Below are 25,135 nucleotides of genomic sequence, written 5' to 3'. Positions count from 1 at the left end.
AACACTTCCTTTATGTATGTTCATTTCAATAATCATCGCGCTTCAAAAATTTTTTCAAGGCGCGTCTCACCCCAATAGTTTTCCCGGCAATCGTGGCCAAGAACTTCGGCCGCAATATGTCGATTTCGCCCATTTTAGCCTGAAACCATTGTCCATCTATGCCGTAGGCTTCTTCGAGTACCTTTCGATGCACACGGCTAGCGAGCAAATGATTCAGCTTGATCATTCCGATCATTCTGTAGGCCTTGCCGATAGCAGCGTTCGGCAAAAAAAACAGCAGCACCTTTTCGATCTCAAGGTGGATCGAGCTGGGTATTTCCGGGTACCTCAACAACCCGAAAAAACCATCTTTCAGGTGTTGCACGCCGACGTCATGAAAAAATGTCTCGGCGATCAGATAGTGTTCGTTCATCGTACGAATGGAATTGGTCACCGACTGGCTACTGACATTTTCGCCCGGCATGACTCTGAAGCAGATCAACTCCCGTTCGGAGATATGGATTGGATAACGTTTTATCAGTCTGATCCACATATCATAATCAGGCAGCTGTCGGAGATTGTTACTGTATCCCCCAAGCTCTTCGTAGCACTGGCGACGGATCATCAATGTCGGGTGACAGAGGCAGTTGCCGTGATCCAGGAAGTAGCGCAGCCATTCACCTTGAGTTCGGTTCGCCTGATCAAACACCGAGCCAAATGACAAGCTTTTCTTGTTGATGACATTCCCGTGTTTGTCTACAAAACGGGCCCGGCCGAAACTGGCCCCCAGCTCTGGATTTGAGCGCAGAATATCGAGCTGAAAAGCCAGCTTGTCCTCGTCCACCCAATAATCGTCGGAGTTGATAAGTGCCACAAATTCGCCCGTGGCATGCTCGATTAATTCATTGGTGACGACACTCGCCCCGCGATTGATTGGATGTGGAAAAAAACGAATCCTCGCATCCGTAAATCCTTCGACCACCGCACGCGTAGTGTCGCTGGAGCCATCATCGGCGATCAAAAACTCGAAGGCTACGTCGCGTTGCGCCAGCACGCTTTTTATAGCCTGTGCAACGTAAGGGGCATGGTTGTAGGTTGCCATCACCACACTAACAACGGGCAGTTTCATTACATTCGCCCTCGACGGGCAATCTTCAACAACTGTCGGGTGACGATGGGGGGCGTCAACGCACGAAAGATGGCAAGAATGATCGGCGGCATGAACTCATTCAGTCTCGCCAATATCTTGAGGGCGGGGCGCGCGAGGCTTCCGGCCAGACGTTCGCCATGCGCGAGCAATATGACCCGCCGCAGATTGTGTTCCAGGCGCGTGAATTCGGCATGGTACGTCTGCCGGGTGATCGTGTCATAAGCGGGGATCAGGCTCAGTTGCAACTGGAGCTTCTCTAAATGCGCAAAACCGGACCAAGCGCCGCTAGCGTGGACACGGTAAACCGACATTGGCTCTTCGATAAAACCGATCAGGCTGGTGCGTGCTACGCAGATATTAACAATCCAGTCATAGGACTTGAGCTCGAACAATTCCGTCGGCAGATTATCAAGCGCCGACTGTCGATACATGCACGTGGAAAAATTACCGACGAGATTATCCGCAATCAAATCACGAGCGCCCAACAACCGATGGCCCGCGCCAATGGTCGTCCGCTCGGTAAACGTTGCACTCTCTTCATAGAAAACAAAATAATTGGCGGAGCAAAGGCCGCATTCCCAATGCTCGTTCAGAAACCGGACTTGCCGGGACAGCTTGCTTGGACTTATCCAATAGTCATCACCTTCCAATACAGCAACATACTGGCCCGTGCACGCAGCGAAACCACGCTGATAGTTTCGGGTGATGCCTATGTTGTCGCCCGACAGGTACGTGAAAACAAATCGTGAGTCGACACCGTCGTAGGCCCGAATGCGATCCAGCGTCCCATCCGTCGATGCATCATCCGCGACCACCAATTCAACAGGACCTGCGTAGTCCTGTTTGAAAAGTGATTCCAGCGCTTGATCGATGTAGGACTCGTGATTATAGGTAACCAGCAAGACCGACAACCCGACGTGTGGTTTAACCTCTGACATTACTTCACCATGGGCCGGGCGGGATTGCCCACTACGGTTGTATTCGGTTCGACGTCCTTAATCACAACCGCTCCCATTCCGACCACCGCTCCCGCGCCGATCAACAGCGGTTTACCGTGCCTGCCTTGCTTGATCAACGCGCCAGCGCCTATGTAGGCGTGATCACCGATAGACACATTCCCATTACATTTGACTCCCGGTGCGAAGGTCACGTAGTCCCCGATCACACAATCATGAGAGATATTGCATTGGTTGTTTGCCTGAAAGAAACGGCCGATCGTGACGTTGGACGTAATGATCGTCTGCTCGGAAATCATGCTGCCTTCGCCGATTTCGTTGTTATCCAACATCGTCACACTGTTTGCGACCAGCGAGAAAGGCTCGATTTTCCGGGCGAGGCAAGCTTCAGCGATTCGCTGACGCACCTTTGAATCACCAATTGCCACATTAAAGAGCTTGACCCCTTCCAGTTCGAAAAACGCTTGCAAGCTGATAGTCCGGTACCCGTTGATCTGCGTCTCTTGTTCCAGATTCTCTACAACAAACAGTAAATGAGCGTTCAGGTCGGCTATTTTATCCTGCAGCATGCCATGCAACATCGGCATGACTTCCCTGCCATGCCCACCCGCACCAATCAGACCAAAATAGGTATTCATAGAGTTCTGCATTCCAATCTCAGTGGATAAGGTGCGAGCGATGAAGGCATGCCCATCTCAGTTCTGACGCACCGCATGACGCAGCCGGCGAGCGAGAGCCTTGAGACAACGAACAGCGCGATCCACCAGCGTCACAGGGATATCGGGGTGTCCGCCGAGTCCGACGCCCGCGACGGGGGCAGGAGAACTGTGGGCGAGCATCATATAGTGACCGAAGCCCGCTTGCCCCGTCAGCCGATAGAAGTCGAATACGTTAAACATGTACTCGTCACGAAGCACTCGCTCGAACTCGGGATCAGCCAGGTTCTTTATGCACGAGGACAGTCCGGCAGCCCTACCGGCAGCATGGGCAAAGGCGCTATCAAGCAGCAGGAACAGCCGTTCACATTTCAACCTGGCAGGTGTGGCGGGTACACCTTTGAGTCGAAACTCCTTGCCGAACCCCTCAACGAAAACCTCATCTGATACGCCGTCGAAGTACGAACCGAATATCTCGACCAGTTCAGTCAGGTTGCGTGCCGAGTTCTCGGGCGAAACAGCGCTGGTGTTATTTCCGTCCCGAAGGTGCGCGACAAGATTTTCTTCAACGATATGGATTGGGTAGTTCTTGACCAGTCGGATCCACATGTCGAAATCAGGCAACTGTTTCAATCCCGGGTTGTAGAAACCCAGCTCATCGTAGATTTCCTTGCGCGCCAGCATGCTCGGGTGACAGATACAGTTGCCACTAAAGAAAAAATGCCGCAGCCATTCACCTTGAGTTCGGTTTGGTTGCCTGAACACATCATTCCATATGGCCTCGGGCCCGGATATTTCACGCCCTTGGCCATCAACCAGATCGGCCCAGGTAAAACAGGCTCCCAGCTCTGGCCGAGCGTCCAGCACGGCGACTTGCTTGCTGAGTTTCGACGGGTACCAGGCATCATCCGAATTCAACAGGGCAATGTACTTGCCACGCGCCTGCTTGATCAGAAACACAAGGTTTCCCACCGGACCGAGGTTTTTTTCCTGCCGGAACGAACGTATCCGCGGGTCATCAAACTCGCAAATGACCTCCCAACTGTTGTCGGGCGACATATCATCCGAAATCAACAGCTCGAAGTCGGTGAAATCCTGACCCAATACGCTATCGACAGCCTTACGGATGTACTTCGCGTGATTGTAAGACGGCACAACAACGCTGACCAATACCGGCCCAATCGCATCAGTCGAGCCGACCTTATCACTAGGAAACATAATTTGCCCTCACAGAGCGGTAAAGTTTTTTAATGGGCTCAGGGCAAATTTTTCGTAATACCTTCCAAGCAACTTGAGTAGTCTGTACAGGGGCCTCAACGCCACCCTGCACATGCCCATTTTCTACTGACTGCGAAACTTCATCGACACAGGATTGCAACTCGACAAGCACCGGATATATTTTCGGCTCGCGAATGACCTGGCGCAGCACCTCAATACGAGGCGACATTTGTGCATCGAGGCTATACAACTTACGCATTGTTTCTATAGAGCGTTCGCCCACGGCCTTCAACTCGACGGGGTCATTATAGTAACGCTCGACCTTCTCGACGATCGCCCATAAATCATATTGAATGAGAACGATGTCCTGGCCGTCAGTGAAACGCCCATTGGAGGAGTGGAATTCGTCAAAGGCAAATACTGCAGTGCCACGCAATCCAGCTTCGGTGCAACTGGCGGTAGGAAAACCGTCAAACGAACCGGGGAAAATCTTGCCGCTGATATTCGGCGACAGGATGATATCCATATTCTGGAAAAAACCATCAAACTCTTCTGGATTGAGCGATCCGTGAAACTGTATCCGATCATTAAACAAACTGACATCCAGCACAGTTTTATCGAAAGGACCCACAACATGGAAATAAATATCTTCGTAGCGTTGACACAAGATACTGGCGACATTCACAAAGACGTCATAGCCCTTATCCTCACCGTAGGTTGTGTACTTGTGAGCCATGAAGCAGATATCCAGACGTCGTTTTTCAAAACCCCATCTGTTCTTTTCAAGTATCGATTGCGCACCAGATACCTCCGGCATCACCACCCCGAAGATCAACTCCACCTTTTCCGCAGGGCACAGCCCGCGCGCAATGAGGTAGTCGTAGATCACTTGCTGGGTAACAATAACTTTCTGGAAGCAAGGAGAATCAAAGATCCGTTTCAGCTTCTTGTCACCCTCTGCACTGTTCAAAGCGAAACCGGCACCCGGATAGAGCGTAAATACGAATGGCACACCGAGCGATTCCGCGTGCGGAAGTAATTTGTAGGCATTAGAAAGAAAATTGGCGTACAACACCTTTCCAAGCGTAAGCGGAAACTGTTCATTGGAGATCATCACCCGATTACCCAATTCAGGATAACTTCGCTGATAATCCCGAACCACGTCCTTGATCGAAGCACTTTCAAGAACATGCAGAGTTGCCCCGGTGGTCAGCACCAGCGAACGTGGAAAAGCTTCCAGATACGACGTAAATTCCGCGTGGCGAAACCCGCTTTTTCTCGAGGGAAAAACATCATCTACTATGATGACGTCAAATTTTTCCATCTCGGCGGAGTAATTACCGTTCAACCAAGAATACAGGCGCTGATTGTAACTCTGGAACCCTTCATCATAGTTGTAATCAACAAAAGAGTTGTACTGAGCGATTAGACCGAGCAAGGCGGTCCCTTTGTCCAGATCTCTACGAGCACTCCACTCTCCGCCCTCGTGCTGACGATAGACAGACAGTGGCATTTTCAAGTGGGCAATACTGCCGAACTGCGCGCAATATATATTGAAAAACCAATCAACAGTGTAAATATCAAACAATGCCTGCGGCACAACATCAAGCAAAGCGCCACGATAAAAACACGCAGTAAAGTTTCCGATTACGTTGTTAGCGGAGAGTGCCAAGCCATCAAGCGTATCACCCACCAGGCCGGCATGTTCTGAAAACAATTTACGTGATGATCCGTCAGCATCGCAAAGCTCAATAGAGTTGAACGACATCACCGATTCGGGATGACTGTCGAGAAAATCAATGTGCTTCTGGATTCTGAATTCAGAACTCCAGAAATCATCACCTTCACAAAAAGTCAGATAATCACATCCTGCCGAAAGACGTATTGCCGTCGCCAGATTTGCAACGACTCCGGCATTTTTCTGATTCGCATGAAACTCAATGTCAATGTGGTCGGCGTGAAAGCCGTTAATAATTGTTCTTACTACTTGTGCGGTGCCATCAGGCGATGCGTCATCAATAATGATGACACGCATACGAAAGTTACCCTGTTGACTCAATACCGATTGCAGGCTTTGAGTAATATAATCCTGGTGTTTATACGTCAGGACAACCACCGTGACCAATGGACACTCGGCATTCAAAGAGCGAGCAGCATGGCTCTTTTTCTGAAAATAAAGATTTCGACGAAACAAGTCGATTTGGTAGCAAGTGCTGCGAATCGAACGTAGCCCTTTCGATCTGGCAAAAATCGAAAAGCCTGGAGTAACCATTACCGCTTCAAATGCCTCAGCAGATAGCAACTCTGCCGCGATGGCGTCGACACTGGATTCAATACAAATCAAGCCTTTTTTCGAAACAAGACTGATGAGTCCATTGACTGACGAAGCACGGTCACGAAGAGTGCGCTCATCCAGATAGAGTAAATCTATACGGGTACCACGCAGGGAGTATTGCTCGAAAAGGAACCGTGCCGCCACGGCAAAATCTGCCCCCTTCAATATCACGGGCTGCTGGAGCTTAAACTCCTGCATGATAAAGTTGAGCAGGGCGAGTTTGTCCTCTTCAGCGAAGCTATCGTCCTTAAAGAGTTCTATCCCACCCATTTTACTAACACCCTGCGCACCTGAATCACCACTCAACGAAACCATCTGAAACGTCCCTATTTACAAAATTCTATTCGCAAGAAAGCTCTTGCTTAATAAACCGGCAAATCATATCGACTTCTTCAACCGACAGCGTGTGATAGAGCGGCAGACAAAGAATCCGACGGGAAATGTCTTCCGCAATGGGTGCACTCTGCTCACTCACATATGGCAGTTTGGTCAGCGATGGATAGAAGTAGCGACGAGGAAAAATGCTATGAAGATTAAGAAACTCCACTAGTTTCAGCATTTTTGCTTCACTTTCGAATATCACTGGAAAGTAGGAATAGTTGTATTCGGTTTTTGCCTGAATTTTCTGAAACTGAATGGGCAGGTCTTGCAGATTGTTTTTATACCGTTCAGACAGGGTACGGCGAACCGACAGAATATCAGGAATATGCTTCAGGTTGCACAACCCCATGGCAGCATGAAACTCAGAGTTCTTGCCATTAATACCGACACTGCCAAAGTCAGTGGCAGAAGAGTGGCCAAAGTTTCTCATCATAGCCATCTGCTTCAAAACGGAAGCATGAGGACTGATCACTGCGCCGCCTTCAACGGTATGGAAAAGCTTTGTCGAGTGAAAGCTGCAGGTCGATACATCACCGTAGGCGAGCAGCGACTTTCCTTTGTAGAGAGTGCCAAACGCATGCGCCGCATCATAGATAACTTTCAGGTTATGCTTCTCGGCAATAGCATGAATAGCGTCTACATCACACGCATTACCAAAGACGTGCGTCGCAAGAATAGCAGTGGTTTTTTCAGTAATGGCCTGCTCGATTTTCGACGCGTCGATGTTCAGCGTGTCAGGGCAGATATCCACCATCACTGGGTCACAGCGTTCCCACACAATACTTGACGTTGTCGCGACGTAACTGAACGGCGTGGTGATGATTTCACCCACGAGGTCGAGTGCACGAATGGCGATTTGAATGGCCACGGTACCGTTGCTCAGGAACAGCAGATGATCAACATCCAGATGTTCCTTGAGCTTGATTTCCAATTCATTCAACAAAGGACCGTTATTGGTCAACCATTCCCGGGACCAAATACCTTCCAGGTAGTTTTTGAAATCCGCGTACGGCGGCATAAACGGCTTGGTGACTGTAATATTCATGAAATACTCAAGCTACAATTAATAACATCTCACTTACCGAGATATTCTTTTAGGATTCCATACCACGAGCGCCTGAATTCATTACTACGCTCTTCCAACTGATCAATTAAAACCTTTTGATCCGCAATCTCCTGATCAAGTTGGGAGTTCCTGTTGAGACTCACGATATTTTCTTGCGACAGTTGCTCAATATGCTCAGCCTGGCTTTTTGTCTCTTGCACCAATGCCTCGACAGACAGCGTGAGCTTATCAATCACATTTCCACGCGCTTCCCACCGGCTCTCTGTTTCTTCTACTTGTTCGGTTTTCTGAAGCAATGCTTGCTCAAGCACATTTATATGCTCAGCACGGCCCTCGCTCTCTTGTTTCAATGCGTCAAGGGTGGCGCTCAGGTGATCGAGCAACTGCCCTCGGCCTTCCCATTCTTTCTCTACATTATTGACATGTTCAGCCTGTTTGAAGAGGCTTTGTTCGAGCGTATGAATATGCTCAGCCCGCCCTTTGCTCTCATGCCGCAATGCATCAATGGTCGTGGTCAGTTGATTGAGCAACTCCCCTCGGGCTTGCCACTCTTTCTCTACAACACTTGAATGCTCGGCCTGCTGAGCAAGCGATTGCTCAAGCAAACGAATACACTCAAGCCGGCCCTGACTCTCTTCGGTCAACACATTGATTGTGTTGGACAACTGCGCAAGCAAGTCTCCGCGCGCTTCCCATTCCGTCCCTATTACACTTGCTTGCTCGGTCTGTTGGCGCAGTGCTTGCTCAAGCGTTTGAATATACTCAACTCGACCCTGACCCTCTTGTGTCAATGCATCAATGGTCGCCGCCAGTTCATCGAGTAGCGTCCCTCGGGCGCTCCATTCTTCTTCAACATTGCTGACCTGCTTGGTCTGACTGGAAAGCGCACACTCAAGTACATGGATATGATCGACCTGCTTCTCGATCTCCTGCCCCAGCCTATTGATGGTAGCGGCCAATTGATCGAGTAACTCCCCTCGGGCGACCCACTCCTTCTCTATTGCTCCTGCCTGCTTGATCTGTTTGGCAAGTACTTGCTCAAGCGTGCGTATATGCTCAGCCCGGTTCTCGCTTTCACGCATTAGCAAATCCATGGATTTACCAAGCTGCTCGATCAAGACACCTCGGGCTACCCATTCTTTTTCCAGAACAACCAAGTTCTCGGCCTTACGGGTCAACTCCTGTTCAAGCGTATGGATATGACTGGCCCGCGCAAGATTGTCCTGCTCAAGTGCGCCGACACTGTACTCGTGCCAACTCTGGTTCTTTTCTACTTCCGTCGATACTTTTTCACAAACGTCATAGCCGTACCGGGAGAGCCAGTCGGATATTTCGATTGGCAAAAAGTCATCGAACAGGTTATCGGTCTTGCGCCAGGCTTCGACATTCTCCGAAAAAACGGCCCCGTCCTTTCGTTCACGCCACGCGGAATAGGCCTTAGAGGAAACCTGCGCCATATCGAATTTGCACAGTTTGTCGTAATCAATGAACCCAATCGGGTCAAGCATCCGCGGATCAAAATCGATGCTCAGAAATGTACACACTTTTCTAAGTTCGGACTCCGGGCTGGCCACCAGGTCTTCATACTTTACTTCGAGGTAACAGTCTGGCTTAAGGAAACTATTTGCATCGGTGGCGATTTTTTTGATTTCACGTTGCCACCTCGCCAGATTCAAGCGGGGAGATATGTGCCACCAGGTTGTTCTGGCGAACGACAAGGCAACATCACGCCCATCGCGCACCATATGAATGAATTTCGCGTCGGGGAACAGCTTCGAAACAAGGTCAAGGCGCTGGCCATACCATGGCGTTTGCTCGACCAACCACGACTTCCCGTGGGCAGACGCAATAGCCGTGTAAAACGACTTCACGAACTCGGCCAAAGACATTTTGGGCGTGTCCTGCTTTCGGCAAAATTCCCGGTAGTCGAAGAACATTTCCAGCTTGTGCGGGCAGCAGCGCTCGATGACCGAAGCCAGCTGTTCGCCGCTGAGTCCTTTCTGATCAGCCAGGAAAAACTCTTCGAATAGTCTGTTACCGTTTCCGGAGTATTCGAAAAGCAACTGGATCTCTGGAGGCACGCACAGCTCGGCATGGCTGTTCAGCATCTGGCCCAGCCAAGTGGTGCCGCAGCGTCCGGTACCAATGATGAATGCGTTATTCATATTGAGATCCAAAGAAGTGAAACTTTTGTTGTGCCGACCTTAGTACCGCATCAAAATCTTTCAGCACGCCAAATAAATCGGCATTCACTTTCTTGCCGCGCAGGACCAAAAACTCCGAACCATGCGATATAGACAAATATTTCAGATTCGGCATGCTCCGCATTTCACACCTCAAACTCATGAAGTTTCAGCTGGGAAAACGCGTGCACTTTTGACCAAACTCTAGACTTATCCCAACGCCCAACCCGAAACACCAAGGCATCATTCACCAAATCGACAAACTCAGCAGACTCATTTTCAATAATCGGGGATGAGATATTAATTCTCAGGGAGTAAATCCCTTCTTGCAAAGGTAGTTTTAGAGAGTATTCAGCCATGTACTTAGCCCCATCTCTTGTCAGAAGATACGGCTGGTCGACATGTGGAAAACCACAACCCATTATATTGTTTTTCTTATCATCGAAGACGCTTAGATTAACGGACACTGTCTTTTCGGAATAAGCCTCGAAATAGACCTTAACTTTGACGTCTTGATTGAACTCTACGAACGTCATGTCCTCTCCGTGACCGTCCAGCATCTCCACGAATACGACTTTAACCTCGCCAGTCCCATAACGAAATTGGGCAACCTTATTATCAAACACTTCTGAACGTTTGAAACCTGGATCTTCGATAATGCTTGGTTGCGCAGGCGCTGCCACCGGCTTTTCGTCAAAAGCTGCCGAGACCCGTGCGAACTTTTTATGCTCTTCGTTCATCTCCTCGTGCATCGTCCGGATATAGCGCTCGGCGACTTCTGCAGCCGGCCCTACCGTGATGACCTGACCGCGCTCAAGGTAGACGCCGCGTGAGCATAAGCTTTTCACCGAACCGACATCGTGACTGACAAAGAGAATAGTCGCGCCATTGTCCTGAATCCGCGTCAGCGCAGTCATGCACTTGGCCTGGAAATTCATATCGCCGACTGAAAGCGCCTCATCGACAATCATGATTTCCGGGCGCGACATGATATTTGATGCAAACGCCAGGCGCACAAACATGCCGCTGGAGTAGGTTTTGACCGGTTGCTCAATGAAGTTGCCGATATCGGCAAAGGAAGCAATTTCCTCAAAGCGAGCGTCGACCTGGTCTTCAGTCAAACCGAGAATTGCGCCATTCATGTACACGTTTTCACGCCCGGTAAACTCCGGGTTGAAACCTGCACCCAACTCGAGCAATGCGGCAATCCGGCCTTGGGTCTGGATGCTTCCGCTGGTTGGATTCAGTGTGCCGCAAATCATTTGCAGCAATGTCGACTTACCGCTGCCGTTTCGGCCGATAATCCCGACGGTCTCGCCTTTCTTGATTTCAAAGGAGACATCGCGCAGTGCCCAGAACTCCTGGAAATACTGCCGCCGCCCCCGCATCAGCATCTGTTTCAGCCGGTCATGTGGCTTGTCATAGATGTGATAACACTTATTAAGGTTTTCAACTTTGATGGCAATATCAGAGCACATCGGCAAACCCCTTACGTGTTTTCTGGAACCAGGCAAATCCCAGCCACGCAAACAACATAGAGCCGACCAAGTACCCTGACAGGAACTCAATTTGCGGTAGCTTGCCCCAAAACAGCACGTCCCTGACGCCCTCAATCACGGGTGTCAGTGGATTAAGCAGAAGCAAATTGGCGTAATCGGGCGGCAAGGCACTGGACGGATAGAAAATCGGCGACAAAAACATCGTTACCGTTGTCAGTATCCCAATGAATTGAGTGACGTCGCGCAAGTAAACACCCAGCGAAGCCAAGGCCCAGGACAAGCCTAGAACCACAAACATCAGTGGCAGCACAACAATCGGCAGCAACAACGCCGTGACATGTGGCACTCCGAAGAAAATCACGTAGGCGACTATCCACACCCCCAGACTGACCAGCGAATGGAACATCGCCGAACCGAGACTCACCCACGGAAGTATCTCTAAAGGAAACACGACTTTCTTCACGTAGTTGGCATTGGCCAGAATGATGCCGGGTGCTCGATTCACGCATTCGGAAAACAGATTGAACACCATCAACCCTGCAAACAGGACTAATGCGAACTCTGTTTTAGAATCACCACCACCACTCCAGCGCGCTTTGAAAATAACGCTGAAGACAAAGGTGTAGACGGCCAGCATCAAAACAGGATTGAAGAACGACCAAAAAATGCCAAGAAAAGAGCCTTTATATCGCCCAATAACTTCGCGCTTGATCATTGCCTTGATCAGACTACGGTTAGACCAAAGGCTTTTAACGAGCTCTTTGGGGGAGATGGAGTGAGTTTGCATCAGGCAAACACCTCGGCATCTTTCAATAGTGATCCCTGCTGATCTTTTACAGAGAGGTCTGGGCGACCCACGCACGGCCAATTGATGCCCAAGGAAGGTTCATCCCACGCGATGCAACGCTCATGCGCAGGCGCATAGTAATCGGTCGTCTTGTAAAGAAACTCGGCAGCCTCCGACAACACATAGAAACCATGCGCAAACCCTTCAGGCACCCACAATTGCCGCTTGTTTTCAGCGGACAGGATTTCGCCCACCCAGTGCCCGAAGGTTGGCGACGATTTGCGTATATCAACGGCCACGTCGAAGACTTCACCGGACACCACCCGTACCAGCTTCCCTTGTGCCTGTTCAACCTGGTAATGCAGGCCGCGCAGGACGTTTTTCAGGGAGCGGGAATGGTTGTCCTGTACGAACTTGACGTCTTTGCCAATGGCCTCTGAAAACTGCGCTTCATTGAAGCTTTCAAAGAAAAAGCCACGCTCATCGCCAAATACTCTGGGCTCGAACAGCACGACGTCAGCTATGGCTAATGGTGTAGCTTTCATCAGAAAATCGTCTCGTGCAGAAGGCGTTTCAGGTACTGGCCATAGCCGTTTTTCATCAGCGGCGCTGCGAGCACTTCGAGTTGTTCGGCGGTGATCCACTTCTGACGGAAGGCAATCTCTTCTGGGCAAGCCACCTTTAGACCCTGGCGGTGTTCGAGAGTGGCAATGAAATGACTCGCTTCCAGCAGGGAATCATGAGTACCGGTATCCAGCCAGGCGTAGCCGCGCCCCATGATCTCGACCGACAGGTTGCCCTGTTCGAGATAGACACGGTTCAGGTCAGTAATTTCCAGTTCGCCCCGAGGCGACGGCTTGATGCCTTTTGCAATTGCGACAACCTGGTTGTCATAAAAGTACAGGCCGGTGACCGCGTAGTTCGATTTAGGCTTGAGCGGCTTCTCTTCCAGACTGACGGCCCTGCCTTGAGCATCGAACTCGACGACGCCGTAACGCTCAGGGTCATTGACGTGGTAGGCGAAGACGCTGGCACCTTCCTGGCGCGCCATGGCGTTATGCAGCAGTTCATAGAAGTCGTGGCCGTGGTAGATGTTGTCACCGAGTACCAGGGCAACCGGATCATCGCCGATGAACTCTTCACCGATGATGAAGGCTTGCGCCAGGCCATCCGGTGATGCCTGCACCGCGTAAGAGATGTTCAACCCCCAACGGGTGCCGTCACCCAGCAACTGCTCGAAGCGCGGGGTGTCTTGCGGCGTGGAGATGATCAGGATATCGCGGATGCCCGCCAGCATCAGGGTGGTCAGCGGGTAGTAGATCATCGGCTTGTCGTAAACCGGCAGCAACTGCTTGGATATAGCCAGCGTTGCAGGATGCAGTCGAGTGCCCGAGCCGCCGGCCAGGATGATTCCTTTACGTTTAATCATGCTTAATTCTCTAATATTTCTGTGAGCATCCGTGCCACACCGGTTTGCCATTCAGGCAAGCGCAGTACAAAGGCATTTTGCAGTTTTTGAGTATTGAGTCGCGAGTTGTTCGGACGCTTTGCCGGTGTCGGGTAAGCCTCGGTCGTAATCGCGCCGACCATTGCCGGGGTCACTTTCAGATCCACGCCTGCCGCCTGGGCTTGCTCAAGCACAAACCTGGCGTAACGGCACCATGTGGTTTCGCCCGCTGCCGCCAGATGGTACAGCCCACCCAATTGCGGCTGTTGCTGCACAGTGCGGATCGCATGAGCGGTCACATCGGCCAGCAGATCGGCGCCGGTCGGTGTGCCGAACTGATCGTCGATCACGTTCAGGCTGTCGCGCTCGCGGGCCAGACGCAGCATCGTCTTGGCGAAGTTGTTTCCACGCGCGGCGTACACCCAGCTGGTGCGAAAGATCAGGTGCGAGCAGCCAGACGCCTGAATGGCCTGCTCGCCCTCAAGCTTACTGGAACCGTAGACACTCAGTGGCGCAACCGGATCACTCTCCTGCCAAGGGGTATCGCCATTTCCGGCGAATACATAGTCGGTGGAGTAATGCACCAACAAGGCGTTGATACGCTGGGCTTCGCGGGCCAGTACCGCTGGCGCTTCTGCATTCACCCGGCGTGCCAGTTGCGGCTCGCTTTCGGCCTTGTCGACAGCGGTATAGGCCGCGGCATTGACGATCACGTCAGGCGCAAAGCGCCGTACGGTGTCAGCCAGCCCCACCAGGTCATTCAAGTCGCCACAGTACTCCTGGCTGCGGGAGTCCAGCGCAAGCAACTCTCCCAGAGGCGCGAGGCTGCGTTGCAGTTCCCACCCCACCTGGCCGTTTTTACCGAGTAAAAGAATTTTCATTCATTGCGCCCGGCGTAGTTTTTTTGTACCCACTGGAGATAAGCGCCGGACTGGATGTTGCTGACCCAATCCTGATTATCCAGGTACCACTGAACGGTTTTGCGAATACCGGTTTCGAAGGTTTCCGCCGGTTTCCAGCCCAACTCACGCTCAAGTTTGCGAGCATCAATGGCGTAACGACGGTCGTGCCCGGGACGATCGGTCACGTAGCTGATTTGAGCCTTGTAAGGCTGGCCATCAGTGCGCGGACGCAGTTCATCCAGCAAAGCGCAAACGGTGTGGACGATGTCGAGATTTGGCTTTTCGTTCCAACCGCCGACGTTGTAGACCTCTCCCACGGTGCCGGCTTCCAGCACGCGGCGAATGGCGCTGCAATGGTCTTTTACATACAGCCAGTCACGAATCTGCTGGCCGTCGCCGTAGACAGGCAATGCCTTGCCCTGCAGCGCGTTGACGATCATCAGCGGAATGAGTTTTTCCGGGAAGTGGTAAGGCCCGTAGTTGTTCGAGCAATTGGTTGTCAGTACCGGCAGGCCGTAGGTGTGGTGATAGGCGCGAACCAGGTGGTCACTGGCTGCCTTGCTGGCGGAGTAAGGACTGTTCGGTTCGTACTGGTGGCTTTCGCTGAACGCTGCCTCATCTTTGGCCAGAGAGCCGTAGACTTCGTCCGTAGACACATGCAGAAAGCGGAACGCCTGCTGTGCGTCGGACGCCATCCCCTTCCAGTAGGCACGGACAGCTTCCAGCATGCGGAAAGTACCGACGATGTTGGTCTCGATGAAGTCTTCCGGGCCATGGATGGAGCGATCGACATGAGATTCGGCGGCAAAGTTCAGAATCGCACGAGGCTGGTGCTCTTCCAGCAGGCGCGCGACCAAAGCGCTGTCGCCTATATCGCCACGCACGAATACGTGCCGCTCGTTACCTGCAAGGCTGCTCAGATTATCCAGGTTGCCTGCATAGGTCAGCTTGTCCAGGTTGATCACGGTCTCATCGGAATGAGTCAGCCAATCCAATACGAAGTTCGCCCCGATGAAGCCTGCACCGCCAGTTACTAAGATGGTCATGGAATTAGATCTTTTTCAGTAAAGTTGCGAGGATCAGCCCCAGGTTCCCAACGACAGTCTGCCGATATAAACCGGCACGTTTGAAACCCAGAATCCTGGGTAATAATGGTTGCTCGCGCGCCACCTTGAATTGGTCCAGCTTCGCTTGATGCTCATGACTCAAACGATGACGCATGGACTCAAGGGCATCGATATTCTGGGAGTTCCACTCATAAAAACGCCCCTGAAACGCCATTCGCAGCCGCTTGAGGCGAGCCCACCAGCTGGAGTTGGTTCCGACCACGTTTTCATCGTGCTGGCGATAGAGTACAGCCGGGACGGGGTCATAGTAGACCGCACCGCCTGAACCGGAAATCAGCTGGTAAGCCCACCAGTCGTGCGAGGGAACATCCATGTTTTCACCCGCCTCTTGCAGAAGCGCCCGGGCAGCCTGGTTAAACACCATGGTGTTTCCGCCGCCAATGTTTTGCACCAGCGCATTGGAAAAATGCGGGGGAAGAATAAATTTGGGTGAATAGCCGAAAGGTACACCTGATTCACAAATCAGCTCGGTGCGGCCGCAGTAAAGCGCTGGAGTATTCGGCGGTACAGTCCTTAACCAGGCGAGCGCCCGCTCAAGTTTGTCGTCCTTCCAGACATCGTCCTGATCGGCCCATGCGTAGAAGTCGGCCGCTATCTCTGTCCGGCAAGTCAAAGACAGGAAATTTGTTACAAAACCATTCCGAGGCCCTTCATAGATCTGCAGGCGCCCTGGTTCCCACAGGCGGCTTGTCGCGTGAAGGATCTCCAACGTCCGGTCTTGGGAGCCATCATCCGAAACATAAACACTCCAGTTAAGGTGTGTCTGCCGCTGGAACGACTCCAACTGCTCGGCTAAAAAAGACTCGCCATTGTAGGAACACATCAGGATTGCGACTTTCTCAGTGCTGCAATCACTCAATGTGTCACTGACACAGGAATGAAGAACGCTGGATTCCAAGATACCCACAAAATTTCCTTCCCTGCTTTCTTACAGGACTGCTGCCAACTTATATGAATTCAAAAAACAAACGATAGGCGTCAAAAAATTGTTATCGGCATCAGCTCAGTAAACTTGCGAAAGATTTGCACAGAATATTGACGACCCGGTTAAACCCCAGCAATCCGCGGGTCTCGACCGGAGGCTATCCGACGCGCCCTGCTTAAGCCCGCAGCCTGACCTGGGAAATATTTGAATATTTTCGATTAGAACGCCAGACAGTACGAGTTCTAATCCCAAGCGCATACTTGGACTGACAGGAAAGACGAAGGTTATGAAAGCAGCATGAAAATTATGCTGTTCAAATTTACCGCAGATTCAGCGACAGGCCGCTGAAGCTTCTGGGCGTTTGCGGGTGCGAATCGTACTACAAAGCCGTAGGAAAGCTCCCACAAAACAAAAAAAAAGATCACCGTTCGGCGATCTTTTTTCTTGACCCGCAGACCCACTCAGCCAAACAACCAATACCCCAACAACATCAACACCAGCACCGCCAACACTGGCCGCAGTACGCGGTAAGCCTTGGGATAACGGCGCTTCCACCGCTTGACCACTCCACTGACTTTGTCGCTGGAATTCTTGCTCCAGGCATAGGCCCGGTTAATCCCGCCCACGCGTTCATCATCAAGGTTTTGCGGGGCTGTGGCACGACCGAGCCAACCGCTGATCCACCGGTTAATGCCCGTCATGACGCGATTACTCAGCGGACGCTCAATATCGCAGAACAAAATCACCCGGGTTGTCCCGGTTTCGTTCTTGACCCAATGCACATAGGTCTCATCGAACATCACGTCTTCGCCATCGCGCCAGGCATAGACCTGGCCGTCAACGAAGATGCGGCAATCATCGGAGTTGGGTGTCGACAGCCCCAGGTGATAGCGCAAAGAACCGGCAAACGGATCACGGTGGGGATTGAGGTGACTGTCACCTGGCAGTAACGCAAACATCGCACCTTTTACGTTGGGAATGCTGTTGACCAGTTCCACGGTCTTCGGGCACAGGGCTTCTGCCGAGGGCAATGCCTTGTCGTACCACTTGAGGTAAAAACGTTTCCAGCCTTTCTTGAAGAACGAACCGAAACCGGCATCGTTGTTCTTCTCGGCAGCGCGGATATAACCCTCGTCGAACAAGTGCATCGCTTCGTCGCGGATAACTTCCCAGTTGTCCTTGAGCACGTCCAGTTCCGGAAACTTGCTGCGATCCAGATAGGGTTTGGAAGGTACCCCGGAGAACAGGTACATCAAGGCGTTGTAGGGTGCGAACAATGCCGAGTGATTGACGAATTGCCGTAACACCGGCAATCGCGCCTTGCCGCGCAAATGGACATAGAGGGTGCTGCCCAGAAACAGCAACAACACCGACGCTTTCGCGGCAAAGGAAAAGCTCATCAACGACTCCTTGAGATTAGGCTCATCGCACAACGCCATTCACCCGACGTGGCGGTCGGCCATGATAAACATTCCCGACCTCGGGAAAAACCCGCCTCATCCAACATTCAGTATTAAGGATTGCGCAATAAAGCACTTCTTAACATAAGGTTCCTGAACGGGGGCTGATCTGAATTCAGCCCCCGTTCAACCAACACTTACCCCCAAGTCACGCTTATTGCTGATTCTCCTGCTCGGTAAACAAATCGCTGAACAACATGCTCGACAGGTAGCGTTCGCCCGAATCCGGCAGGATCACCACGATGGTCTTGCCTTGCATTTCCGGGGTTTCCGCCAGGCGAACCGCGACGGCCATGGCAGCGCCGCACGAGATACCGCACAAAATCCCCTCTTCCTGCATCAAGCGCAAGGCCATGGCCTTGGACTCGTCGTCAGTCACCAGCTCGACCCGATCAACCATCGCCAGATCAAGGTTCTTTGGTACAAAACCGGCACCAATGCCCTGAATCTTGTGCGGGCTCGGCTTGATTTCTTCACCGGCGATGGCCTGGGTGATCACCGGAGAAACCGAAGGTTCAACGGCCACCGAGATAATCGGTTTACCTTGGGTATTCTTGATGTACCGCGAGATACCGGTAATAGTTCCACCTGTTCCGACGCCTGCCACCAGCACATCGACCGCGCCATCGGTATCGTTCCAGATTTCCGGACCGGTGGTTTTTTCGTGGATGGCCGGGTTGGCCGGATTATCGAATTGCGCTGGCATGAAGTACCTGGCCGGGTCGCTGGCAACAATTTCACCGGCTTTTTCAATCGCGCCTTTCATGCCCTTTGCCGGTTCAGTCAACACCAGTTCGGCACCCAGCGCCTTGAGCACTTTGCGGCGTTCAATACTCATGGACGCCGGCATGGTCAGCATCAACTTGTAACCACGGGCAGCGGCGACAAACGCCAGACCGATCCCGGTATTGCCCGAGGTCGGTTCGACAATAGTCATGCCAGGCTTGAGTTTACCGGTGCTCTCAGCGTCCCAGATCATGTTTGCGCCGATCCGGCACTTGACCGAATAACCCGGGTTGCGCCCTTCGATCTTGGCCAGGATGGTCACGCCGCGAGGGGCGATGCGGTTGATCTGCACCAGCGGTGTATTACCGATGGAGTGGGCGTTGTCAGCGTAAATACGGCTCATGGCTGGGTCCTTGTACAGCATTGAATAAGCCCACAAAGGTAAGCCTGTTGCCGGTGGTCGTCCAGTTCGACCGAACGTCCTGCAGCAGGCGCAGTCAATGGCTTTACATCGCCTGAGAATTGCCATCATGAAGCGTCGATACAGCTGGCCCCTGTGGACCCTCGCCGGCCTCGTTGTGCTGCTGATTGCGCTGCACATCGCCTTGCCCTACATGGTGCGCGACTACCTGAACGACAAACTGGCGAACATGGGTGATTACCGGGGCAAGGTCACCGATGTGGACCTGGCCCTGTGGCGCGGCGCCTACAAAATCAACGGACTGAAAATCGTCAAGGTCGACGGCAAGGTGCCGGTGCCGTTCGTCAATGCACCGCTGATCGACCTTTCTGTCAGTTGGCACTCGCTGTGGTACGACCATGCGGTGGTGGCCCGGGTGCAATTCTTCAATCCAGAGGTGAACTTCGTCGATGGCGGCCCCAACAAGCAAAACTCGCAGACCGGTCAGGGCACTGACTGGCGTTCGCAACTGGGCAAATTAGCCCCCTTCACCCTCGACGAAGTGCGGATCTACGACGGCAAACTCAGTTTTCGCAACTTCAATTCCAAGCCGCCCGTGAACATGAACGCCACGCAGGTCAATGCCAGCATTTATAACCTGACCAATGTGGTCGACAAAGAAGGCAAGCGTGACGCTCGCTTTGAAGGCAAGGCCCTGTTACTGGGACATGCGCCGCTGGAAACCACTGCAACGTTCGACCCGTTAAGCAACTTCGAAGACTTTGAATTCCGCCTGCGGGCCAAGGACATCGAACTCAAACGCATGAACGACTTCGCCTCGGCCTACGGAAAATTCGACTTCAATGCAGGTCATGGCGACGTGGTCATCGAAGCACAAGCGAAAAAAGCCCAATTGACCGGCTACATCAAACCGTTGTTGAAGGACGTCGACGTATTCAATTGGCAGCAAGACGTGGAGAACAAGGACAAGGGGATTTTCCGCTCCATCTGGGAAGCCATCGTCGGCGGCTCAGAAACCGTGCTTAAAAACCAGGGCAAAAACCAGTTCGCAACCCGAGTGGAACTGAGCGGTAATGTGCATCGCCAGGACATCAGCGCGTTCCAGGCGTTTTTGCAGATTTTGCGTAATGGTTTCATCCAGGCGTTCAATGCCCGGTATGAACGTCCGAAGCCGGAGGCGGGCTGAGCCTGCAAGCAGCCAAAACCGAGTCAAGATGTGACGCCCCATTCAGAGACTGAATAAGTCGTCTGCGTTCACAGTCGACCGGGCAGCGCGGTATAGTCGGGCATCACCATTATTGCGTCCCGCCCTGCCCCGTTCAGGTCGGCGTCACCGTTCGAGGATTAGCAGATGAAGTTCGAAGGCACCCAGGCCTACGTCGCCACCGATGACCTGAAGCTGGCGGTCAACGCCGCCATTACCCTGGAGCGTCCACTGCTGGTCAAGGGCGAGCCGGGCACGGGCAAAACCATGCTGGCCGAGCAACTGGCCGAGTCCTTCGGCGCCAAGCTGATTACCTGGCACATCAAATCCACCACCAAGGCGCATCAGGGCCTGTACGAGTACGACGCGGTGAGCCGCCTGCGTGATTCGCAACTGGGCACCGAAAAGGTCCACGACGTTCGCAACTACCTGAAAAAGGGCAAGCTCTGGGAAGCCTTCGAGTCCGAAGAGCGGGTGATTCTGCTGATCGACGAGATCGACAAGGCGGACATTGAGTTCCCGAACGACTTGCTGCAAGAACTCGACAAGATGGAGTTCTACGTTTACGAGATCGACGAAACAATCAAGGCCAAGAAGCGCCCGATCATCATCATTACCTCCAACAACGAGAAAGAGCTGCCGGACGCCTTCCTGCGCCGTTGCTTCTTCCACTACATCGCCTTCCCCGACCGCGTCACGCTGCAGAAAATCGTCGACGTGCACTACCCGAACATCAAGAAAGATTTGGTCAGCGAAGCGCTGGATGTGTTCTTCGACGTGCGCAAAGTGCCAGGCCTGAAGAAAAAGCCTTCGACCTCCGAACTGGTGGACTGGCTCAAGCTGCTGATGGCCGACAACATTGGCGAAGCGGTGCTGCGCGAACGCGATCCGACCAAAGCCATCCCGCCGCTGGCCGGTGCGCTGGTGAAGAACGAACAGGACGTGCAATTGCTTGAGCGCCTGGCGTTCATGAGCCGTCGCGGCACCCGCTAAGAGGCTGATGCCATGCTGCTCAACCTGTTTAATGAAATGCGCGCCGCCAAGGTGCCGGTCTCGGTGCGTGAGTTGCTGGACCTGATCAACGCGCTGAAACAGCGCGTGACTTTCGCCGACATGGACGAGTTTTATTACTTGTCCCGAGCGATTCTGGTGAAGGACGAAAAGCATTTCGACAAATTCGACCGGGCGTTCGGGGCTTACTTCAATGGCCTGGAAAAACTCGACGATCACCTTCAGGCCCTGATTCCCGAAGACTGGTTGCGCAAGGAATTCGAACGTTCCCTGACTGACGAAGAACGCGCGGCGATCCAGTCTCTTGGCGGCCTGGACAAACTGATCGAAGAGTTCAAGAAACGCCTCGAAGAACAGAAAGAACGTCATGCCGGTGGCAACAAGTGGATCGGCACCGGAGGCACCAGCCCGTTCGGCTCCGGTGGCTTCAACCCGGAAGGCATTCGGGTCGGCGATGCCGGCAAGCGCCAAGGCAAGGCAGTTAAGGTCTGGGATCAGCGCGAGTACAAGAACCTCGATGATTCGGTAGAACTGGGCACGCGCAATATCAAGGTGGCCCTGCGCCGACTGCGCAAGTTCGCGCGTCAGGGTGCGGCGGAAGAGCTGGACATCGATGGCACCATCGACCACACCGCCAAAGACGCCGGGCTGCTGAACATCCAGATGCGGCCAGAGCGGCGCAACACCGTCAAATTGTTGCTGCTGTTCGACATCGGCGGCTCGATGGACGCGCACGTAAAGATTTGCGAGGAATTGTTCTCGGCCTGCAAGACCGAGTTCAAGCACCTGGAGTACTTCTATTTCCACAACTTCATTTATGAATCGGTGTGGAAGAACAACATGCGTCGTACTTCTGAACGCACATCGACCCAGGACTTGCTGCACAAGTACGGTGCCGACTACAAAGTGATCTTCATCGGTGATGCCGCCATGGCACCTTATGAGATCACCCAGGCGGGCGGCAGCGTCGAGCACTGGAACGAAGAAGCCGGGTATGTGTGGATGCAACGGTTCAAGGAGAAGTACAAGAAACTCATCTGGATTAACCCGTATCCGAAAGATACGTGGGGCTATACCTCGTCGACCAATATTGTGCGGGACTTGATCGATGACCAGATGTATCCGCTGACCCTTCGGGGGTTGGAGGAAGGGATGCGGTTTCTTTCCAAGTAATCCGTTGCCAGTGATGGCCTCTTCGCGAGCAAGCCCGTTCCCACACTTTATCTTTGTCGTACACAAGTATGTGTCCACTGGAGATCAAATGTGGGAGCGGGCTTGCTCGCGAAGCTTTTAGCTATTTGAAAACCTACCCAGATACTCGACCTGCTGCCGATGCGCCACCTCCTGTACCACCGGCCGCAACCGCACCTTCGCCCCCGGCAGGCACTGCGCCAGCCGCGCCAGCGCCAATGGCGTCAACGCCCCCAGCCGCGGATAGCCACCAATGGTCTGCCGATCATTGAGTAACACAATCGGCTGCCCGTCCGGCGGCACCTGCACCGCGCCGAGCGGAATGCCTTCGGAAATCATCGGTTTCCCCTGGTACTGCAACGCTGTACCCAGCAGGCGAATACCCATCCGGTCGGCACGACTGTCGAGGGTCCACACACGGTTGAACGCGTCGAACACACTCTGCCCGCTGAACTCGCCGATCTGCGCGCCGAGCACCAGATCCAGCGGCGAATCATCGGAAAAGTCCGGACGATGTTCCACCGGTAACTCCCGCACCAAGAGCAACGCACTCCCGGAACAACTCAACTGCTCACCTTTAGCCAATGCCCGGCCCTGGCCATCCAGACCGCCCAGTTCCTCACGAACCACGGTCGAACGGCTGCCCAGGACGCTTGGTGCATCAAACCCGCCCGGCGCTGCGAGATAGGCCCGAGCCCCGAGCAGCGGCTGCGTAAACTGCAATCGCTGACCTTTATGCAGCCGAAAGCTGCGCCATGGCGCCAGCGCCTCGCCGTTCACGCTCGCCCCCAAATCGGCCCCGGCCAACGCCAGCACGCAATCTTCTTCAGCTACCACGGTGAAACCGCCGAGGGTGATTTCGATCACCGGCGCATTCAGGTCATTGCCCAACAGCCAGTTGGCCCAGGACATCGAACGCCAATCCAGCCCGCCCCCCTGCGTCACGCCCAGGTGACGCACACCGAAGCGACCGGCGTCCTGCAACAGGCACAGCGGCGTACTGGCTTCAATCGATAAGCGGCTCATACCTGCGCCTCCAATGGCGTGTCGTCACCGCCCAGATGGATGAACTCGGCATGGCTGACGGCTTCAAAACGCACCGTGTCCCCGGGTTGCATCAGGCTGTAGTCGTCGCGTTCACGGTCGAACAGTTTGGCCGGGGTGCGACCGATCAGGTTCCAGCCGCCGGGGGATATCACCGGATAGGCGGCGGTCTGGCGCTCGGCAATGCCGACACTGCCGGCCGCGACTTTCTTGCGCGGGGTGTTCAGGCGTGGCGCGGCGAGCACTTCCTCGACCAATCCCATGAACGCGAAACCCGGCGCGAAACCCAAGGCAAATACCTGGTATTCGCGCTCGCTGTGACGACGGATCACCTCCTCCACCGCCAGTCCACTGCGTCGCGACAACAGGCGCAGTTCCGGGCCGACACTCAGGTCATACCAAACCGGCAGCACATGGCATTTGCCGCCGGTACGAGTGTTGGGCGATAGATCGATCAACGCTTCGGCGATCAATTCCCGAGCCTGCGCCGGGTTCAGCGCGATCAAATCGTAATGCACCATTAATGTCGTATAGGACGGCACCAGATCGATGAGATGCGTACCGAACGCAGCCCGCAGATTTTCGCTGGCGGCCAGCATCCACGGCATGTTGGCCTCGCTGATCTGATCGAACAGACGCACCATCAGGCAATCCAGCGCCACCACTTCCACCCGCGGTTTCATGGTGTGCTCTGCTGATCAAGGGCTTCGCGAATCCGTCGCACAGCGGCGACCGAACTGGCATTGTCGCCGTGCACGCAGAGGGTATTGGCTTGCAAGTGCAACGCGCTGCCGTCGCTGGCGGTAAGGTAGTCGCCACGGGCAATGGTCAGCGCCTGCTCGATGATTTTCTCGGGATCATGATGTACCGCGCCCGGCAGTTGCCGCGAAACCAGCATGCCCGCACTGTCGTAGGCGCGGTCGGCGAAGGCCTCGAACCACAACGTCACGCCATATTCATCGCCCAGTTGCTGCGCGGCACTGTTGTCACGGGTGGCCATTAACATCAGCGGCAAGCTGCGGTCGTATGCCGCCACGGCCTGCAGCACCGCACGCAATTGCGCCGGGTTGGCCATCATGTCGTTGTACATCGCGCCGTGGGGTTTGACGTAGCTGACACGCCCGCCCTGAGCCCGGCAAATGCCGTCGAGGGCGCCGATCTGGTAATGCAGGATGTCCTGGAGTTCCTGGGCGGTATACGTCATGGAGCGACGGCCGAAACCGACCAGATCCTGATAGGCCGGGTGTGCGCCGATCTGCACGCCGTTGCTCAGCGCAAGGCTGACGGTCTTGCGCATGATGCTCGGGTCACCGGCGTGAAAACCGCAGGCGATGTTGGCGCAATCAATGAAGGGCATGACCTCGGCGTCCAGACCCAGGGTCCAGTTGCCGAAGCTCTCGCCGATGTCGCAGTTCAATTGCAGGCGGCTCACGGTGAACACTCCTGTAGGCATTGTTCTTGTCAGAT

At 53.5% G+C, this 25,135-nt stretch carries 22 protein-coding genes; 3 read left to right on the top strand and 19 right to left on the bottom strand.

From position 1 onward, the window contains the following. Positions 1-25: 25 nt before the first annotated feature. From NL116_RS07805 to cysK, 16 genes are all read right to left on the bottom strand, one after another. Positions 26-1,108: a glycosyltransferase gene (locus tag NL116_RS07805; protein WP_494376681.1), complete on the bottom strand. Its 1,083-nt coding sequence runs from the start codon at positions 1,106-1,108 to the stop codon at positions 26-28. Continuing rightward, complete coding sequence (locus NL116_RS07800) at positions 1,108-2,067, bottom strand: glycosyltransferase (RefSeq protein WP_494376680.1); 960 nt, start codon at positions 2,065-2,067, stop codon at positions 1,108-1,110. The genes NL116_RS07805 and NL116_RS07800 overlap by 1 nt, the downstream gene beginning before the upstream one ends. Beyond that, positions 2,067-2,723, bottom strand: coding sequence for an acetyltransferase (locus NL116_RS07795; RefSeq protein WP_494376679.1), 657 nt, complete (start codon positions 2,721-2,723; stop codon positions 2,067-2,069). The genes NL116_RS07800 and NL116_RS07795 overlap by 1 nt, the downstream gene beginning before the upstream one ends. A gap of 57 nt (positions 2,724-2,780) precedes the next feature. Next, positions 2,781-3,959: a glycosyltransferase gene (locus NL116_RS07790; protein ID WP_494376678.1), complete on the bottom strand. Its 1,179-nt coding sequence runs from the start codon at positions 3,957-3,959 to the stop codon at positions 2,781-2,783. After that, on the bottom strand, positions 3,949-6,609 hold the full coding sequence (locus tag NL116_RS07785) for a glycosyltransferase (RefSeq protein WP_494376677.1): 2,661 nt from the start codon (positions 6,607-6,609) through the stop codon (positions 3,949-3,951). The genes NL116_RS07790 and NL116_RS07785 overlap by 11 nt, the downstream gene beginning before the upstream one ends. A gap of 25 nt (positions 6,610-6,634) precedes the next feature. Continuing rightward, positions 6,635-7,720: a DegT/DnrJ/EryC1/StrS family aminotransferase gene (locus NL116_RS07780; protein ID WP_494376676.1), complete on the bottom strand. Its 1,086-nt coding sequence runs from the start codon at positions 7,718-7,720 to the stop codon at positions 6,635-6,637. A gap of 29 nt (positions 7,721-7,749) precedes the next feature. Next, positions 7,750-9,906 (bottom strand): sulfotransferase family protein, encoded by a 2,157-nt coding sequence (locus NL116_RS07775; protein ID WP_494376675.1) that lies wholly within the window; start codon positions 9,904-9,906, stop codon positions 7,750-7,752. A gap of 164 nt (positions 9,907-10,070) precedes the next feature. Further along, positions 10,071-11,402 carry an ABC transporter ATP-binding protein gene (locus NL116_RS07770; RefSeq protein WP_494376674.1) on the bottom strand — a complete coding sequence of 444 codons (1,332 nt, stop codon included), beginning with the start codon at positions 11,400-11,402 and terminating at the stop codon, positions 10,071-10,073. Beyond that, positions 11,392-12,210, bottom strand: coding sequence for an ABC transporter permease (locus NL116_RS07765; protein WP_494376673.1), 819 nt, complete (start codon positions 12,208-12,210; stop codon positions 11,392-11,394). The genes NL116_RS07770 and NL116_RS07765 overlap by 11 nt, the downstream gene beginning before the upstream one ends. Continuing rightward, positions 12,210-12,755, bottom strand: a complete 546-nt coding sequence (rfbC, locus tag NL116_RS07760) for a dTDP-4-dehydrorhamnose 3,5-epimerase (RefSeq protein ID WP_494376672.1) — start codon at positions 12,753-12,755, stop codon at positions 12,210-12,212. The genes NL116_RS07765 and rfbC overlap by 1 nt, the downstream gene beginning before the upstream one ends. Next, positions 12,755-13,636: a glucose-1-phosphate thymidylyltransferase RfbA gene (gene rfbA / locus NL116_RS07755; protein WP_494378020.1), complete on the bottom strand. Its 882-nt coding sequence runs from the start codon at positions 13,634-13,636 to the stop codon at positions 12,755-12,757. The genes rfbC and rfbA overlap by 1 nt, the downstream gene beginning before the upstream one ends. A gap of 5 nt (positions 13,637-13,641) precedes the next feature. After that, on the bottom strand, positions 13,642-14,538 hold the full coding sequence (gene rfbD / locus NL116_RS07750; RefSeq protein WP_494376671.1) for a dTDP-4-dehydrorhamnose reductase: 897 nt from the start codon (positions 14,536-14,538) through the stop codon (positions 13,642-13,644). Further along, on the bottom strand, positions 14,535-15,605 hold the full coding sequence (rfbB, locus tag NL116_RS07745) for a dTDP-glucose 4,6-dehydratase (RefSeq protein ID WP_494376670.1): 1,071 nt from the start codon (positions 15,603-15,605) through the stop codon (positions 14,535-14,537). The genes rfbD and rfbB overlap by 4 nt, the downstream gene beginning before the upstream one ends. A gap of 4 nt (positions 15,606-15,609) precedes the next feature. Further along, positions 15,610-16,593 carry a glycosyltransferase family 2 protein gene (locus NL116_RS07740; protein ID WP_494376669.1) on the bottom strand — a complete coding sequence of 328 codons (984 nt, stop codon included), beginning with the start codon at positions 16,591-16,593 and terminating at the stop codon, positions 15,610-15,612. A 479-nt stretch (positions 16,594-17,072) separates the two neighbouring features. After that, on the bottom strand, positions 17,073-18,011 hold the full coding sequence (locus tag NL116_RS07735; protein ID WP_494376668.1) for an aspartyl/asparaginyl beta-hydroxylase domain-containing protein: 939 nt from the start codon (positions 18,009-18,011) through the stop codon (positions 17,073-17,075). Between the two features lie 214 nt (positions 18,012-18,225). Continuing rightward, positions 18,226-19,200: a cysteine synthase A gene (cysK, locus tag NL116_RS07730; protein ID WP_494376667.1), complete on the bottom strand. Its 975-nt coding sequence runs from the start codon at positions 19,198-19,200 to the stop codon at positions 18,226-18,228. Between the two features lie 127 nt (positions 19,201-19,327). Between cysK and NL116_RS07725 the strand changes: the two genes are divergently transcribed. The 3 genes from NL116_RS07725 (at position 19,328) to NL116_RS07715 (ending at position 22,606) form a co-directional block, all read left to right on the top strand. Continuing rightward, positions 19,328-20,404, top strand: coding sequence for a DUF748 domain-containing protein (locus NL116_RS07725; protein WP_494378019.1), 1,077 nt, complete (start codon positions 19,328-19,330; stop codon positions 20,402-20,404). Positions 20,405-20,569: 165 nt separating this feature from the next. Continuing rightward, positions 20,570-21,415 carry an AAA family ATPase gene (locus tag NL116_RS07720; RefSeq protein WP_010462104.1) on the top strand — a complete coding sequence of 282 codons (846 nt, stop codon included), beginning with the start codon at positions 20,570-20,572 and terminating at the stop codon, positions 21,413-21,415. Between the two features lie 12 nt (positions 21,416-21,427). Next, complete coding sequence (locus NL116_RS07715) at positions 21,428-22,606, top strand: vWA domain-containing protein (RefSeq protein WP_027925858.1); 1,179 nt, start codon at positions 21,428-21,430, stop codon at positions 22,604-22,606. Between the two features lie 117 nt (positions 22,607-22,723). Here NL116_RS07715 and NL116_RS07710 read toward each other — a convergent pair whose 3' ends face one another. Genes NL116_RS07710 through NL116_RS07700 form a run of 3 tightly spaced genes read right to left on the bottom strand, consistent with a single transcriptional unit; the run spans position 22,724 to position 25,100 of the window. Beyond that, positions 22,724-23,650: a 5-oxoprolinase subunit C family protein gene (locus NL116_RS07710; protein ID WP_494376666.1), complete on the bottom strand. Its 927-nt coding sequence runs from the start codon at positions 23,648-23,650 to the stop codon at positions 22,724-22,726. Next, positions 23,647-24,351: a 5-oxoprolinase subunit PxpB gene (pxpB, locus tag NL116_RS07705; RefSeq protein WP_494376665.1), complete on the bottom strand. Its 705-nt coding sequence runs from the start codon at positions 24,349-24,351 to the stop codon at positions 23,647-23,649. Before pxpB ends, NL116_RS07710 begins: the two co-directional genes overlap by 4 nt. Then, on the bottom strand, positions 24,348-25,100 hold the full coding sequence (locus NL116_RS07700) for a 5-oxoprolinase subunit PxpA (RefSeq protein ID WP_494376664.1): 753 nt from the start codon (positions 25,098-25,100) through the stop codon (positions 24,348-24,350). The genes pxpB and NL116_RS07700 overlap by 4 nt, the downstream gene beginning before the upstream one ends. Positions 25,101-25,135 lie beyond the last annotated feature (35 nt).

It is taken from the genome of Pseudomonas sp. FBCC-B1667 (assembly GCF_059133255.1).
This window is presented reverse-complemented; position numbering and strand designations above follow the sequence as displayed.

Bases quoted from the DNA above. Each gene is read 5' to 3' on its own strand.
- NL116_RS07805 (WP_494376681.1), bottom strand. From the start codon at position 1,108: ATGAAACTGCCCGTTGTTAGTGTGGTGATGGCAACCTACAACCATGCC.
- NL116_RS07800 (WP_494376680.1), bottom strand. From the start codon at position 2,067: ATGTCAGAGGTTAAACCACACGTCGGGTTGTCGGTCTTGCTGGTTACC.
- NL116_RS07795 (WP_494376679.1), bottom strand. From the start codon at position 2,723: ATGAATACCTATTTTGGTCTGATTGGTGCGGGTGGGCATGGCAGGGAA.
- NL116_RS07790 (WP_494376678.1), bottom strand. From the start codon at position 3,959: ATGTTTCCTAGTGATAAGGTCGGCTCGACTGATGCGATTGGGCCGGTA.
- NL116_RS07785 (WP_494376677.1), bottom strand. From the start codon at position 6,609: ATGGTTTCGTTGAGTGGTGATTCAGGTGCGCAGGGTGTTAGTAAAATG.
- NL116_RS07780 (WP_494376676.1), bottom strand. From the start codon at position 7,720: ATGAATATTACAGTCACCAAGCCGTTTATGCCGCCGTACGCGGATTTC.
- NL116_RS07775 (WP_494376675.1), bottom strand. From the start codon at position 9,906: ATGAATAACGCATTCATCATTGGTACCGGACGCTGCGGCACCACTTGG.
- NL116_RS07770 (WP_494376674.1), bottom strand. From the start codon at position 11,402: ATGTGCTCTGATATTGCCATCAAAGTTGAAAACCTTAATAAGTGTTAT.
- NL116_RS07765 (WP_494376673.1), bottom strand. From the start codon at position 12,210: ATGCAAACTCACTCCATCTCCCCCAAAGAGCTCGTTAAAAGCCTTTGG.
- rfbC (WP_494376672.1), bottom strand. From the start codon at position 12,755: ATGAAAGCTACACCATTAGCCATAGCTGACGTCGTGCTGTTCGAGCCC.
- rfbD (WP_494376671.1), bottom strand. From the start codon at position 14,538: ATGAAAATTCTTTTACTCGGTAAAAACGGCCAGGTGGGGTGGGAACTG.
- rfbB (WP_494376670.1), bottom strand. From the start codon at position 15,605: ATGACCATCTTAGTAACTGGCGGTGCAGGCTTCATCGGGGCGAACTTC.
- NL116_RS07735 (WP_494376668.1), bottom strand. From the start codon at position 18,011: ATGAGCTTTTCCTTTGCCGCGAAAGCGTCGGTGTTGTTGCTGTTTCTG.
- cysK (WP_494376667.1), bottom strand. From the start codon at position 19,200: ATGAGCCGTATTTACGCTGACAACGCCCACTCCATCGGTAATACACCG.
- NL116_RS07725 (WP_494378019.1), top strand. From the start codon at position 19,328: ATGAAGCGTCGATACAGCTGGCCCCTGTGGACCCTCGCCGGCCTCGTT.
- NL116_RS07720 (WP_010462104.1), top strand. From the start codon at position 20,570: ATGAAGTTCGAAGGCACCCAGGCCTACGTCGCCACCGATGACCTGAAG.
- NL116_RS07715 (WP_027925858.1), top strand. From the start codon at position 21,428: ATGCTGCTCAACCTGTTTAATGAAATGCGCGCCGCCAAGGTGCCGGTC.
- NL116_RS07710 (WP_494376666.1), bottom strand. From the start codon at position 23,650: ATGAGCCGCTTATCGATTGAAGCCAGTACGCCGCTGTGCCTGTTGCAG.
- pxpB (WP_494376665.1), bottom strand. From the start codon at position 24,351: ATGAAACCGCGGGTGGAAGTGGTGGCGCTGGATTGCCTGATGGTGCGT.